The organism is Rhodopseudomonas julia (genome assembly GCF_030813515.1).
GTDB lineage: Bacteria > Pseudomonadota > Alphaproteobacteria > Rhizobiales > Afifellaceae > Afifella > Afifella julia.
The window spans coordinates 1312054-1324676 of sequence record NZ_JAUSUK010000002.1 but is presented as its reverse complement, the minus strand read 5'-3'; the positions used below and the strand labels follow the sequence as shown (position 1 = coordinate 1324676).

Annotated in this window: 12 protein-coding genes and 1 tRNA gene; 10 read left to right on the top strand and 3 right to left on the bottom strand. The window is 60.6% G+C overall.

The features are described from left to right. Nucleotides 1-5: 5 nt before the first annotated feature. From thiL to J2R99_RS15470, 3 genes are all read left to right on the top strand, one after another. Nucleotides 6-977 (top strand): thiamine-phosphate kinase, encoded by a 972-nt coding sequence (gene thiL / locus J2R99_RS15480; protein WP_307155291.1) that lies wholly within the window; start codon nucleotides 6-8, stop codon nucleotides 975-977. Then, complete coding sequence (locus tag J2R99_RS15475; protein ID WP_307155290.1) at nucleotides 977-2200, top strand: MFS transporter; 1224 nt, start codon at nucleotides 977-979, stop codon at nucleotides 2198-2200. Before thiL ends, J2R99_RS15475 begins: the two co-directional genes overlap by 1 nt. 152 nt (nucleotides 2201-2352) lie before the next feature. Then, nucleotides 2353-4467 carry a sodium-translocating pyrophosphatase gene (locus J2R99_RS15470; RefSeq protein WP_307155289.1) on the top strand — a complete coding sequence of 705 codons (2115 nt, stop codon included), beginning with the start codon at nucleotides 2353-2355 and terminating at the stop codon, nucleotides 4465-4467. A 325-nt stretch (nucleotides 4468-4792) separates the two neighbouring features. Here J2R99_RS15470 and J2R99_RS15465 read toward each other — a convergent pair whose 3' ends face one another. Together J2R99_RS15465 and J2R99_RS15460 are read right to left on the bottom strand one after the other, a co-directional pair. After that, nucleotides 4793-5566 (bottom strand): hypothetical protein, encoded by a 774-nt coding sequence (locus J2R99_RS15465; RefSeq protein ID WP_307155288.1) that lies wholly within the window; start codon nucleotides 5564-5566, stop codon nucleotides 4793-4795. 465 nt (nucleotides 5567-6031) lie between these two features. Further along, nucleotides 6032-6472 (bottom strand): outer membrane protein assembly factor BamE, encoded by a 441-nt coding sequence (locus tag J2R99_RS15460; protein WP_307155287.1) that lies wholly within the window; start codon nucleotides 6470-6472, stop codon nucleotides 6032-6034. 108 nt (nucleotides 6473-6580) lie between these two features. Here J2R99_RS15460 and J2R99_RS15455 point away from each other — a divergent pair, with 108 nt between their 5' ends. The 6 genes from J2R99_RS15455 (at nucleotide 6581) to J2R99_RS15430 (ending at nucleotide 10852) form a co-directional block, all read left to right on the top strand. Continuing rightward, nucleotides 6581-7129: a ubiquinol-cytochrome C chaperone family protein gene (locus J2R99_RS15455; RefSeq protein ID WP_307155286.1), complete on the top strand. Its 549-nt coding sequence runs from the start codon at nucleotides 6581-6583 to the stop codon at nucleotides 7127-7129. A 1-nt stretch (nucleotide 7130) separates the two neighbouring features. Beyond that, complete coding sequence (locus J2R99_RS15450) at nucleotides 7131-7688, top strand: YceD family protein (protein ID WP_307155285.1); 558 nt, start codon at nucleotides 7131-7133, stop codon at nucleotides 7686-7688. Between the two features lie 91 nt (nucleotides 7689-7779). Next, nucleotides 7780-8853 (top strand): phosphate acyltransferase PlsX, encoded by a 1074-nt coding sequence (plsX, locus tag J2R99_RS15445; RefSeq protein WP_307155284.1) that lies wholly within the window; start codon nucleotides 7780-7782, stop codon nucleotides 8851-8853. Continuing rightward, on the top strand, nucleotides 8850-9821 hold the full coding sequence (locus J2R99_RS15440) for a beta-ketoacyl-ACP synthase III (protein WP_307155283.1): 972 nt from the start codon (nucleotides 8850-8852) through the stop codon (nucleotides 9819-9821). The genes plsX and J2R99_RS15440 overlap by 4 nt, the downstream gene beginning before the upstream one ends. 84 nt (nucleotides 9822-9905) lie before the next feature. Continuing rightward, the gene (locus tag J2R99_RS15435; RefSeq protein WP_307155282.1) at nucleotides 9906-10322 is read left to right on the top strand and encodes an integration host factor subunit alpha; all 417 of its coding nucleotides are present in this window, start codon (nucleotides 9906-9908) and stop codon (nucleotides 10320-10322) included. Further along, nucleotides 10319-10852 carry a MerR family transcriptional regulator gene (locus tag J2R99_RS15430; protein ID WP_307155281.1) on the top strand — a complete coding sequence of 178 codons (534 nt, stop codon included), beginning with the start codon at nucleotides 10319-10321 and terminating at the stop codon, nucleotides 10850-10852. The genes J2R99_RS15435 and J2R99_RS15430 overlap by 4 nt, the downstream gene beginning before the upstream one ends. Before the next feature lie 77 nt (nucleotides 10853-10929). On the opposite strand, the gene J2R99_RS15425 is transcribed toward J2R99_RS15430, so the two are convergent. Beyond that, nucleotides 10930-11006, bottom strand: a tRNA-Pro gene (locus J2R99_RS15425). A 197-nt stretch (nucleotides 11007-11203) separates the two neighbouring features. Here J2R99_RS15425 and J2R99_RS15420 point away from each other — a divergent pair. Then, nucleotides 11204-12478 (top strand): O-antigen ligase family protein, encoded by a 1275-nt coding sequence (locus J2R99_RS15420; protein WP_307155280.1) that lies wholly within the window; start codon nucleotides 11204-11206, stop codon nucleotides 12476-12478. Nucleotides 12479-12623 lie beyond the last annotated feature (145 nt).

Sequence of the window (12623 nt, the reverse complement as noted above, 5' to 3'; positions counted from 1 at the left end):
TCTTCATGGATGAGCTGGAACTGATTGATCGCTTCTTCCGTCCGCTCGCGGGAGAAGGTGCGCTCGGGCTTCTCGATGACGCGGGTTTCGTGAGCCCGTCTTCAGACCGGGATCTCGTCGTCACCAAAGACATGATCGCCGAGGGAGTGCATTTCCTTCCAGGCGATCCTCCGGAAACCGTGGCGCGCAAGGCACTGCGGGTCAATCTCTCAGACCTTGCAGCCAAAGGGGCAAAGCCTCTCGGCTATCTTCTCGCTCTTGCCCAACCCCCCCATTGCAACGAGCCCTGGCTCAAAGCTTTCTGCGAGGGGCTTGCCGGCGATCAAGAACGCTACCGTATCGCGTTGATCGGTGGCGACACGATCGCATCCCCGGATCGGATCACGGTCTCGATCACGGCGATCGGCACGCTGCCGACGGGCACCATGGTGCATCGCTCCGGGGCGAAGCCCGGCGACATTCTCTATCTTTCGGGAACGATCGGTGGATCGAACGCCGGCCTTTCGCTTCTCCAGGACCGATCGGGTGCGGAGCTTGATGAAGAAGACAGGGCACGGCTCGTTCTGCGTTATCGCGAGCCACAGCCGCGCACGGGCCTCGCTGAGGCCGTCCGTCGCCACGCCAGTGCGGCTCTCGACATTTCAGACGGGTTGGCCGGCGACGCCGACAAACTCGCCTCCGCAAGCGGCGTCCGCGCCGTGATCGAAGCACGGCACGTCCCGCTCGACCCCGCGTTAAGCAAGCTCTTCGACCATGGTTTCTCGTTGGAGAAGGCGCTGACCGGCGGCGATGATTACGAGATTCTGGCAGCAATCCCGCCGGGCGAGGAGAACGCCTTCAAAGAGGCTGCCGCACGCGCCGAGATACCGGTGACCGCCATCGGCCGCGTCGAGGCGAATGGCGATCGAGCCGTGATTCTGAAAGACGGGGAGGAGATGGCCTTTTCCCGTCGATCCTTCGTCCACGGCCAGCTGTAATGGACACGTCCCCCGACGTCGTCGCGCACCCCCCGGTGGACGACCGGGTCGCCCGACGCAATGTCGTGGTGCTTGCCGCGGCGCAGGCGATCGCCGGCGCCGGAGCCCCGATCAACTTTTCCATATCTTCGCTTGCGGCCCACATGCTCTTGGGGCCGGACAAGTCCTGGGCGACCTTACCGCTCAGCGCCTTCGTCGTTGGCACTGCGATCGGAACCATGCCGGCTGCGCTTCTGCAGCGGCGAATCGGGCGTCGGTTCGGCCTCATTTGCGGCATGCTGATCGGCGCAATGGGCGCACTCATGGAAGCGGTGGCCGTCACGGTCTTCTCGTTCCCGATGCTGTGCCTCGGCGCCTTCATGATGGGTTTCACCGCTGCTTTCGTGCAGCAGTTTCGCTTTGCTGCGGCCGATACGGCTAGTCCGTCCTTCCGGCCGAAAGCGATGTCATATGTGCTGATCGGTGGCGTGATGGCGGCCATCATCGGCCCGCAAACGGTCATCCACACCCGCGCGGCCTTCCCGATCGAGTTTGTCGGGGCTTATGTCGGTGCCGCCGGACTGATGCTGCTTGCAGCAATCGTGCTCGCGTTCTTGCATGCCCCGAGTGTGACGGCCGTCCATGCCCACGCAGGGCGCCCGTTGCGGAAGATTGCTGCTCAGCCTCGCTTCATTGTGGCCGTTGCCTGTGCCGTGACCGCCTATGCCCTCATGAATTTGATGATGACGGCCGCACCGTTGGCGATGGTCGGCTGCGGCTTTCCGACCGATGCGGCGGTTCTTGGCATCCAGTGGCATGTCATCGCAATGTTCGCTCCAAGCTTCTTTACTGGGTCTTTGATCCTGCGTTTTGGAGCAGAGCGCGTGGTCGCAGCCGGGCTTGTGCTGCTCATCCTGTGCGGCTTCATCGCCCTTCAAGGCATAGACCTCATCAACTTCTGGGGCGCGCTCGTTGTTTTGGGCGTTGGTTGGAATTTTGGCTTTCTCGGCGCGACGGCACTTGTGGCAACCACTTATGAGCCGGTCGAGAAGGAGCGGGTGCAAGGCCTTAACGACCTGCTCGTCTTTGCGACGGTGGCGCTGGCGTCGTTTTCTTCGGGCCAGATTCTGTCTATCGGCGGCTGGTCTGCAGTGGCGCTGACAGTGATACCGATCGCTGTCGTCGCTCTTCTTGGGCTTGCATTGCTTCTCTTGCGGCGTGGCCGTCAGGAGGCATCCCGCTAAACCAGGCGGGTAGCGCGATTTTGCAGCCCTTGACGGGGCTTGTTCTTTCGTCAATACCCCGCCGCGATACAGGAAGCCGCCCCCGGCTCTGTCGGAGGGACCGGCCTCCATTCCCGGTCGGCAATCCGCCGGCCATCTTCCGGGGGAAATCAATGATTTTGCTTTATTTCGTCATAGCATGCGGTGTCTTGTCCATCGTCTATGCCATCTGGGCGATCCAGTCCGTCATGGCAGCCGATGCGGGCAATGCGCGCATGCAGGAGATCGCCGGGGCGATCCGTGAGGGTGCGCTCGCGTACCTCACGCGTCAGTACACGACCATCGCCATCGTCGGTGTGGTCGTTTTCATCCTGGCATGGTGGCTTCTTTCTGCAGAGGCGGCGATCGGCTTTCTGATCGGGGCGGTGCTCTCCGGAGCTGCCGGCTTCATCGGCATGCTGGTGTCGGTGCGTGCGAACGTACGTACGGCCCAGGCGGCTTCGATCTCGCTCGGCGGCGGTCTCGAGATCGCCTTCAAGTCGGGCGCCATCACGGGTCTTCTCGTGGCCGGCCTCGCACTTCTCGGCGTGTCGGGCTACTTCACCATCCTGACCCAGTTCATCGGCTACGGCCCGACCGAGCGTGTGGTGATCGATGCTCTCGTGGCTCTCGGCTTCGGTGCTTCGCTGATCTCCATCTTCGCCCGTCTCGGCGGCGGCATCTTCACCAAAGGTGCAGACGTCGGTGGCGATCTCGTCGGCAAGGTCGAAGCCGGTATTCCGGAAGACGATCCCCGCAACCCGGCCACGATCGCCGACAACGTCGGTGACAATGTCGGTGACTGCGCGGGCATGGCAGCCGACCTTTTCGAGACCTACGCGGTGACGATCGTCGCCACGATGGTTCTGGCCTCGATCTTCTTCACGGGCGAGCAGGCCATCACGCTCATGCTCTTCCCGCTGCTGATCGGCGCGACCTGCGTCATCACGTCGATTGCCGGCACCTTCTTCGTGAAGCTCGGCGCCAACAATTCCATCATGGGCGCGCTCTACAAGGGCTTCATCGCCACCGCCGGTCTGTCGGCCGTGGCCCTGGCGCTGATTGTGCTCTTCTTCACCGGTTGGGGCACCGTGTTTACGAGCCCTGTCGGTCCGTCCTTCTCGGGCGGCAGCCTGTTCTTCTGCGGTCTCGTCGGTCTTGCCGTGACGGGCCTGATCATCTGGATCACCGAGTATTACACCGGCACCAACTATCGCCCGGTGCGCTCGGTCGCTGATGCCTCCGTCACGGGTCACGGCACCAACGTCATTCAGGGCCTTGCGATCTCGATGGAATCGACGGCGCTTCCGGCGATCGTCATCATCGCGGGCATCCTGGCCTCTTATGGTCTTGCCGGCCTCTTCGGCATCGCCATTGCAGTGACGACGATGCTGGCTCTTGCCGGTATGGTCGTGGCCCTGGACGCTTTCGGCCCCGTCACCGACAATGCCGGCGGCATTGCGGAGATGGCCGATCTGCCGGCCGAAGTGCGCAACACGACCGACGCGCTCGACGCCGTCGGCAACACCACGAAGGCCGTCACCAAAGGCTACGCCATCGGCTCTGCCGGTCTGGGTGCCCTGGTGCTCTTCGCGGCCTATACCTCGGACCTCCACTTCTTTGCCGCAGAAGCGGCGCCGGGCACCTTCTTTGACGGTGTCAGCGTCGACTTTTCGCTGTCGAACCCATACGTCGTCGTCGGCCTGCTGTTTGGCGGTCTGCTGCCGTATCTCTTCGGCGGCATCGCTATGACGGCAGTCGGTCGCGCTGGCGGCGCGGTCGTGGAGGAAGTGCGTCGGCAGTTCCGTGAGAAGCCCGGCATCATGCAGGGCACCGAACGTCCGGATTATAAGCGTGCGGTCGACATGCTGACCAAGGCTGCGATCCGTGAAATGATCGTGCCATCTCTGCTGCCGGTCCTGTCACCGATCGTCTGCTTCTTCGTGATCTATCTGATCGCGGGCAAGTCGAATGGGTTCGCTTCTCTGGGCGCTATGCTCCTGGGCGTGATCGTCACCGGCCTTTTCGTCGCCCTCTCCATGACGGCCGGCGGTGGCGCTTGGGACAACGCCAAGAAGTACATCGAGGACGGACATCACGGCGGCAAAGGCTCCGATGCCCACAAAGCTGCGGTGACCGGTGATACGGTGGGTGATCCTTACAAGGACACGGCCGGACCGGCGGTGAACCCGATGATCAAGATCACCAACATCGTTGCGCTTCTGCTTCTGGCCGTCCTGGCCCACTAAGCGGATCGCACGAACCAAAAAGGGGCCCCGCGGCATGCTGCGGGGCCTTTTTTATGTCTGCGGCTCGGCTCTTGCGCTACGAAGGAGCCGGCCACACTCTGGCGGTATCCTCACCTAGACGCAGATCTTCACGGCAGGATCGCCGCGGTAAATCGCTATCACACGAATCTCTCATCAGCCCGCTGGCGCCACTTCCGTGGCGCCTGACGCATCGATGCGCATCACCTCGGGGCGGCACGTTCTGGGCGTGCCCTGAGTGCGGCACGAGGCCTGTCAGGTTGTGGGTGCAATACCGCCTGAAGGGCTTTCCGCGTTCCACCGACGCTCATTTGAAACATAACGCCGCGTCTTCGCGTTCAGGCGTCGTCGAATCGCTCAGCCAGTCATCCACCGCCTTTTTGTCGAGGCTTGCCAGCTCGTTGGCGTAGGCGTGGATGAGGTCGGAGAGCACGGCATATTCGGTCCTATTGACCGTGTATTCCTGCCTGTTGACCTCCGATTTTCCATCCTCTTCGTGGCGCATGTAGAGCGTCGTGTAATAAATGAAGACGCGTGGCCTCGAGAGATTGGAGAAGTCGATCGTCGATTGGGAGAACAGATTGCGCCATTGCTCGGACTTCTCCTCTCCGAAGACCGACTTGGCCATGTCGGTGATATCCTCTTTGAGCTTCTCCTGGTCGCCTGCACTGACGGAATCATAAAGGCTGACGATTTGATCGATCAGCTTGTTGTAGTCCTTCGAATAGAAGGTCTGCTTGACGTAATCGTGCTTCTCAAGATGAAAGAAGGGCGTGTCGTCGACCTCTGTTATGTAGTCGTTGTATCTCTCATAGAGCTCCTCCGGCGGAGTGCTTGCCGGGTGAAAATTCGCGCGCTTCTGTGCGTGGTTCATGATGCTCGATATCGCGGTCGGGAGATTCTGCGGCTCGGAGTAGATCTCGCTGCCATTGGCCTGGGGATCGGAATTGTTGTCCCCAAGAGTTGAGCCACGCGCTGTTGCGGCTGCGGCATCATCATTGAGGCGGGTCGCCGTGCGCGTCATGCGAGGAACGACGTGGATCCATTCTCCGACGATTTGCGGGATCTTTACACTGGCCATAGACATAACCTCCTTCGCGAGATGTGATGCTCGGTATATTGTCTACTTTCATCGATAAAGTACCGATCGATGAGGAGAAGGGATGTATAGGTAAGTCGTCATGGATCGGCGTTGCGATTACAATAGAGTAATGAAGTTATCTGGAAAGGCGCGCTAGAAATAATTTGTATGAAATATATAGATCCGAAATAAAATTTGGATTCATATATTAAAAATATAAATTAATATAAATAATTTATATTTTTAGAAACGACTGCGGAATATGCCTCTTTTCCGCGGGCAGTGATCACGAGGTGCAGCGTGCGCGAGTCAAATAGGGGCAGCCGCGTCATTGGCTCGTGCACGAAAAAAGGCGGCCAGTTGAGGCCGCCTCTTGTCGATATTGCGTGATGCGACCTTCCATCAAAGCTCTACACGCAAGGAGCTTTGATCGACCGAAGCTAGCCGATGAATGGCACGGCGTGTCTAGAACGCTACCCGTCCAGCGGCCGAAAGAAGCTGCGACACGAACGAGAAGTCCTTGCCGGCTGTCGGTGTGGTGCGAGAGACGAAGTCGAAGACTTTGCCGTCCTTCAAGCCGTAATTTGCAACGCGCGTGACGGTCTGATCCTTGCCGAAATAGACGGCGAGAACGCGCTGGTCGACGACATGCGGGTTCAAGAATGCGACCGGTCGCGAAGCCGTCTGCGAGATGTAATAGAACACCTCACCGCCGAAATCGGCGGTCGTGGAGGGGGTGCCGAGCACGATCAGCACTTGGTCGCGGCTCGATCCTTCCGGAATCTGTTCCAGGGCGAGCTCGTTGGCGATATAGCCGCGGTGCTGGGTTTCCCCGATGCAGCCCCCCAGGGCGCCGGCTGCGGCGACCGAAACGAGAAGGGCGAGAACGTGAGTTTTTTTGGTCATGGCGGTCCCGTTGAACTCCGCTTGCTAGCGGGGTGAATGTGGCATTGCAATGGCCTTCGCGGGGGCGGCCACGTTGTCTTGAGGGCTTATAAGGGCATAGATGGCACGATGGGTTGGTTTCAAAGCCGCAAACGGCAGGAGCGCGAGCGCGCAGGCGCACTTTATTGGGCGACGGCTGCTGCTGCGCGTCATCCGCAACTCTACGAAGAATATGGTGTCGATGACACGGTCGACGGCCGCTTTGAGATGCTCTCCCTGCATCTCTTTGCGGTTGTTCATCGCCTGACCTTTGGGCCCGATCCGGAGCCGGAGCTTGCTCGCCTGACCACGGAAGCCTTCGTCGTCGACATGGATGCCACTTACCGAGACATCGGTGTCAGCGATCGACGTATCCCAAAGCGGATGAAGACGCTTTTCTCCTCCTATGGCGGCAGGCTCGGGGCCTATGGCTCCGCGCTATCTGGAGACGACGACGCGCTTGAAGGTGCGATTGCCCGCAATATCTTTGGTGGAGAAAATGATTCGGGTGCGTCCCGGCGCTTGGCGGTATATCTGCGTGCGCTGCTTGCCTGGCTGGACGATGTTCCCAGTGCAACCCTGAAAGATGGGCACATCGTATTCCCGGACCCCATCAGCCTCGTTGCGGAGAACAACTGAAATGAACACCGCGTCTTTCGCCAAGCCGTTGCGCCTGGTCGAGATACCCGCCTCCGGACGCAGACTGCATTTGGAGGCAAATCCGGCTGAGCGCGAGAAAATTGCCGCTCAGCTTGGTATCCCCTCCGTGGAAGAGCTTTCTGCTGAGGTCGCCGTGACGCCGATGGCAGGTGACCATTACCGGGTCGAGGGACACATTTCCGGCCGTGTGGCGCGGCGTTGCGTCGTGACATTGACGCCTCTTGAGGAAGAAGTGTCCGAGGATGTGCACCTTGTCCTGCGGCCGCCCAAGCCCGGCGAATCGCGCGATGGCGGCGGCGAGGCGAGCGGTGAGCGTTCACACGATCCGTTCGAGGTTGAGGTTGATGGAGCAGAAGACACCGAACCCTATTTCGGAGATAGGGTCGACCTCGGACCTTTGCTCGTCGAATATGTGGCGCTTGGTCTCGACCCCTATCCGAGGGTTGCGGGAGCGGAATTTAAGGAACATGTGGAGGATGATACGGTGGAGGCATCTCCCTTTGCCGTGTTGGAGCGTCTGAAGCAGCAACGCAACTGACGCACCTAGCCAGCCTTTTTCTCCAAACGGCTTGTCATGACCGGGCGAGTGGGTATTGTCCCGCGGCCGGCGACCCGACCAGAAGAAAGCGATGCCGTCACCTCTCACCATCTCACTTGACGCCATGGGCGGCGATGCCGGTCCCGAAATGGTGATCCCTGGCGCAGCCGTGGCGTTGAAGCGTCGGCCGGATCTGCGTTTCATCCTTTATGGCCAATCCGAAGCGGTAGAGCCGCTGCTTGCCCGCTATCCCGATCTCGCCGCCGCCTCGCAGTTCGTGCATTGCGAGATTTCCGTGCGCATGGACGACAAACCGAGTCAGGCGCTTCGCCTCGGACGCTGGAAGTCGTCGATGTGGCGGTGTGTCCAGGCCGTGCGGGACGGAGAGGCGGATGTCGCTGTCTCCGCGGGAAACACCGGCGCGCTCATGGCGATGTCGAAGTTCTGTTTGCGCACGCTTCCCGATATCGACCGGCCGGCCATCGCTGCCATGTGGCCGACGCTGCGCGGCGAGAGCATTGTGCTCGATGTTGGCGCCACGATCGGCTCGGATGCGAAAATGCTGATCCATTTTGCGGTCATGGGCGCGGCCATGGCCCGTGCACTCTTCGGGCTGGAGCGGCCCACAGTCGGCCTTCTCAACATCGGCGCAGAAGAGGTGAAGGGTGTCGAAGAGGTGCGCGAGGCGGGCCATATTCTGCGCGCCATCGACCATCCCAACTTCGAGTATTATGGCTTCGTCGAGGGCGATGATCTCGGCAAGGGAACGGTCGACGTCGTCGTCACGGAAGGCTTTTCCGGCAACATCGCCTTGAAGACCGCCGAGGGGACCGCACGGCAGATCGCCGAATATCTCCGTTCGGCGATGACGCGCACGCTGTCCGCCAAGATCGGCTATTTCTTCGCGCGCTCTGCCTTTGCACGCCTTCGGGAAAAGATGGACCCACGCAAAGTCAACGGCGGTCTTTTCCTTGGCCTCAATGGCCTGGTTGTGAAGAGCCATGGCGGCACGGATTCGGAAGGCTTTGCTGCCGCCATCGAGCTCGGCCGCGATATGGTGCTCGGAAGTCTCACCAGTAAGATCGCCAACGATTTGGAATACACCCTCGGATCGATGCGCAAGCAATTCGCCGAGCAAACCGCCGCGCAGGCACAGACCGCATGAAACGCTCCTTAGTCGTCGGCATTGGCAGCGCCCTGCCGGAGAAAGTTCTTACCAATCGCGATCTCGAGAGCATTGTCGACACATCGGACGAGTGGATCGTCCAGCGCACCGGCATTTCAGAGCGCCATATTGCAGCCGAGGGCGAAACGACCTCCGACCTCGCACTGGCGGCGGCCGAGAAAGCCCTCGCAGATGCAGGCCTGACCTCGGCCGACATCGATCTGATCGTCCTTGCGACCGCCACACCGGATCAGACATTCCCGGCGACCGCCTGTACGGTGCAGGATCGGCTCGGCATGCATCACGGATATGCCTTTGACGTTCAGGCGGTGTGCTCGGGCTTCTTGTTCGCACTCACCACAGCCGATGCGCATTTGAAGGCCGGCTCGGCAAAGCGTGCGCTCGTTATCGGCGCAGAAACGTTTTCTCGGATTCTCGATTGGAGCGACCGCGGCACCTGCGTCTTGTTCGGCGACGGGGCCGGCGCGGTCGTTCTGGAAGCCCATGAGGCTGGCGAGGAGGCGACGCCACGCGGACTTCTCACCGCGCATTTGCGGTCAGACGGGCATTTCCGCGACAAGCTGTTCGTCGACGGCGGCCCGAGTTCGACGAGGACCGTCGGGCATTTGCGCATGGAAGGCCGTGAGGTCTTCAAGCATGCGGTTGCAACCATCACCGATGTCATCACCGACGCATTTGAAGCGACGGGCGAATCGGCCGACACGATCGACTGGTTCGTGCCCCATCAGGCCAACAGACGCATCATCGATGCGAGTGCCAAGCGGCTCGGCATCGCAGAGGAGAAGGTCGTGGTGACGGTTCAGCATCACGGCAACACCTCTGCAGCCTCGATTCCGCTGGCGCTTGATGTCGCAGTACGTGACGGCCGCATCAAAAAAGGCGACCTTGTGCTGCTTGAAGCGATGGGCGGTGGCTTCACTTGGGGCTCGGCTCTGATACGCTGGTAGCGGGCGATACGCGCTGGGGGGTGCGTGTTGACCTCATTTCGACAGGCGAATACGTTGCTTAAGGATGTGCAGGAGGCGTGTTGCGTGGAGGCAAATGAACTACGCCCTGAGGGGCGCACCGTCACGCGAGCCGATCTCGCAGAGGCGGTTTATCGGGAGCTTGGCCTTTCCAGGACGGAATCGGCCGCCATGGTGGAAATGGTGCTCGCGGAGATTTCAGACACCATCATATCGGGGGAGACGGTCAAGCTTTCCTCGTTCGGTTCGTTCGTCGTGCGCAGCAAAGGGCAGCGCGTCGGCCGCAACCCGAAGACCGGCAAGGAAGTGCCGATTCCGCCACGCCGAGTGACGGTTTTCAAACCAAGCAACATCATGAAGCAGCGCATCAACGAGTGCCTCGCCCCGGAAGAAGAGACGGGCGGAGCCGCGATCAGCAGCGGTGCTGATGCCGGCAATGCGCGGCGTCTCAAAGCCGCTGAAGCGGACGTCGCAACGACGTGAGCGTAAAGTCACCGGACGCGTTCAGGACGATCAGTGAAGTTGCGGAGGACCTCGATCTTCCGCAACACGTCCTGCGTTTCTGGGAAACGCGCTTCACCCAGATCAAGCCGCTGAAGCGCGGCGGTGGAAGGCGCTATTATCGCCCTGAAGACGTTGATCTTCTCAAGGGCATTCGCCTGCTCCTTTACGGCGAAGGTTTCACCATCAAGGGCGTGCAGCGTCTTCTCAAAGAGAAGGGCGTGCGCTTCGTCATCGCCGTTGGGCAAAGCGGCAATGTGGAGACGGTGGCGCCGGTCGAGGCCGATTTTGACGCCGAGCGGGCGAGCGATGTGGCCCCGGCGAGGGCAGAGGCGATTCGCGAAGAAGCTGGAGACGGGGACGACGACCTGCAGCCGTCCTTGCTGCCAGAAGAGGCGGCGGACGAACCCGTCACTCACCGCGTCGATCACCATGGCCGCGAGCGTCTTCAAGCCGTGCTCAACGATCTGCTCGAAGCGCGCCGGATTCTCCACGACGCCGTCGCTAGCTGACAGGATATCCCGGCCGCGCATTGTCCGCGCAGCATGCCGCGCTGGCGGCGTAATTTCATCTCAAAATCAGTGGGGAATGGTCGGAGCGGCGGGATTCGAACCCACGACCTCTTGCGCCCCATGCAAGTGCGCTACCAGGCTGCGCTACGCTCCGACGCGCGCGGACTATAGAGAGCACACAGGCTCGGCGCAATGCACATAAGGCGCAGTTTTCTGCGATTATTTCGCGATCGCCCAGCGCTTCGATATGCGCCGGCGAACAGCATCGATATGTCCCGGAATCAGCAAATCTTAAGGCTTTCGCGCCTAACTCGCTCGCACAGCACGTCTCCGCGCGAGAACCCGGCTTCCATGCAGCCAGACGCCGATCGTCCACGTCTTTATCCGACCTCGGTGAGGAACTTCGTTTTCTTCATTGCCGTGCTGGCGATGAACTATACGCTGTCGCGGCCGTCGCCCGTAGACTTTCTGTTCATGCTCTCTCTGGCGCTATCGATCGTGGTGCTGCAGAAGGTTCGGCTGACCTTCTTCATCTTATTTACGCTTTTGCTCCTGTGGACGCTTTCGTTCTGGTACGCCTCGGTCCCTTTCTTCGGCGATCCTGATGTGCGGCAGGAGGCATTCAAGAAAACCTTCGTCGTGGTTTTGGGCATAACCGCCTGCTACGTATCCATGGATTGGGGACCGCGGCAGCTGAATACGTTCATGCGGGTCTATGTGGTCTCTTGCGTGATCGCGGCGATTCTCGGGATCGTGGGATTCGCATTCGGCATCGAGGCCCTGCTGTGGGACGGCCGCTCGAAAGGCTTCATCGACGACCCGAACATGTATGCGTCGTTCCTGGTGCCGGGTGTCGTGATGGCGATCTACCTGGTGCAGCAGCGGTTGTGGCCACGGGCCGTGCTTTTTTCCATCATCGGGATTCTCTGCCTGGGCGTGCTGCTGTCGTTCTCCAGAGCGGCGACAGTATCGCTCATCCTGTGCTGTTCCGGCTATATGGTCTTTATCTATCGCCAGCACCTCCTGAGGCTCTTCGCCTACGCAACGGTCATGGCGATCTTCGGTGGCATCATTCTCGGCGCCACGATCATCGTCTCGCCGACCTTCACGAAGAAGTTCGAGCAGCGGGCGACATTGGAGGAATCTTACGACGCGGGACGCGAAGGCCGCTACGGCCGCTATGCTCGGTCGATCCCGATGATCCTCAGCAATCCGGTCGGCATCGGCATCAATCAGCAGAACCTGATCTTTCTGGAGCCCATCCATAACATTTGGCTGAGCTCCTTCATGAATTACGGTTGGGTTGCCGGCTTTGCGTGGCTCGCACTGATCTTCCTCTCAGTCCTTTTCGGACTTGGGAATTACCGCGCGACGGCGCATCCGGCGGCCGTCGCCGTTCTGGTCGCCTTCATGGCGCCGCTCATGTGCGCATCCCTTCACGAAGGCGAGCACTGGCGCCATCTTTGGCTTCTTCTCGGTATCCTCTGGGGCTTCAACCCGGCGCGCTTCCACGGGACCGCGAAGGCGAACGCCGCCCGTCCACGTAGCGCCGTGGAATCAATGAAGCTTGCAATCGTCAGCAACCGACGTCCTACCCAGAACGGGCGCCGGGCCGTCTCTTCCTAGAGAAGCAGAAGGGCGAAAAGACCGGGTGGGGAAGGCGCTCTTGCATGGCGAAACTGACAGCCGCGTCGCCAGTCTCTGAACGCGTCGCTCCGTTCGCTCACGATCAGCCTCCAGAAAGAACGGAATGTCGTGCACCGGAGCGGAG

Excerpts from the sequence above, each read along its gene's own strand:
- J2R99_RS15455 (WP_307155286.1), top strand. The coding sequence starts at position 6,581 with ATGGGTTGGTTTCAAAGCCGCAAACGGCAGGAGCGCGAGCGCGCAGGC.
- J2R99_RS15450 (WP_307155285.1), top strand. The coding sequence starts at position 7,131 with ATGAACACCGCGTCTTTCGCCAAGCCGTTGCGCCTGGTCGAGATACCC.
- J2R99_RS15420 (WP_307155280.1), top strand. The coding sequence starts at position 11,204 with ATGCAGCCAGACGCCGATCGTCCACGTCTTTATCCGACCTCGGTGAGG.
- J2R99_RS15440 (WP_307155283.1), top strand. The coding sequence starts at position 8,850 with ATGAAACGCTCCTTAGTCGTCGGCATTGGCAGCGCCCTGCCGGAGAAA.
- J2R99_RS15465 (WP_307155288.1), bottom strand. The coding sequence starts at position 5,566 with ATGGCCAGTGTAAAGATCCCGCAAATCGTCGGAGAATGGATCCACGTC.
- J2R99_RS15470 (WP_307155289.1), top strand. The coding sequence starts at position 2,353 with ATGATTTTGCTTTATTTCGTCATAGCATGCGGTGTCTTGTCCATCGTC.
- J2R99_RS15475 (WP_307155290.1), top strand. The coding sequence starts at position 977 with ATGGACACGTCCCCCGACGTCGTCGCGCACCCCCCGGTGGACGACCGG.
- plsX (WP_307155284.1), top strand. The coding sequence starts at position 7,780 with ATGCCGTCACCTCTCACCATCTCACTTGACGCCATGGGCGGCGATGCC.
- thiL (WP_307155291.1), top strand. The coding sequence starts at position 6 with ATGGATGAGCTGGAACTGATTGATCGCTTCTTCCGTCCGCTCGCGGGA.
- J2R99_RS15460 (WP_307155287.1), bottom strand. The coding sequence starts at position 6,472 with ATGACCAAAAAAACTCACGTTCTCGCCCTTCTCGTTTCGGTCGCCGCA.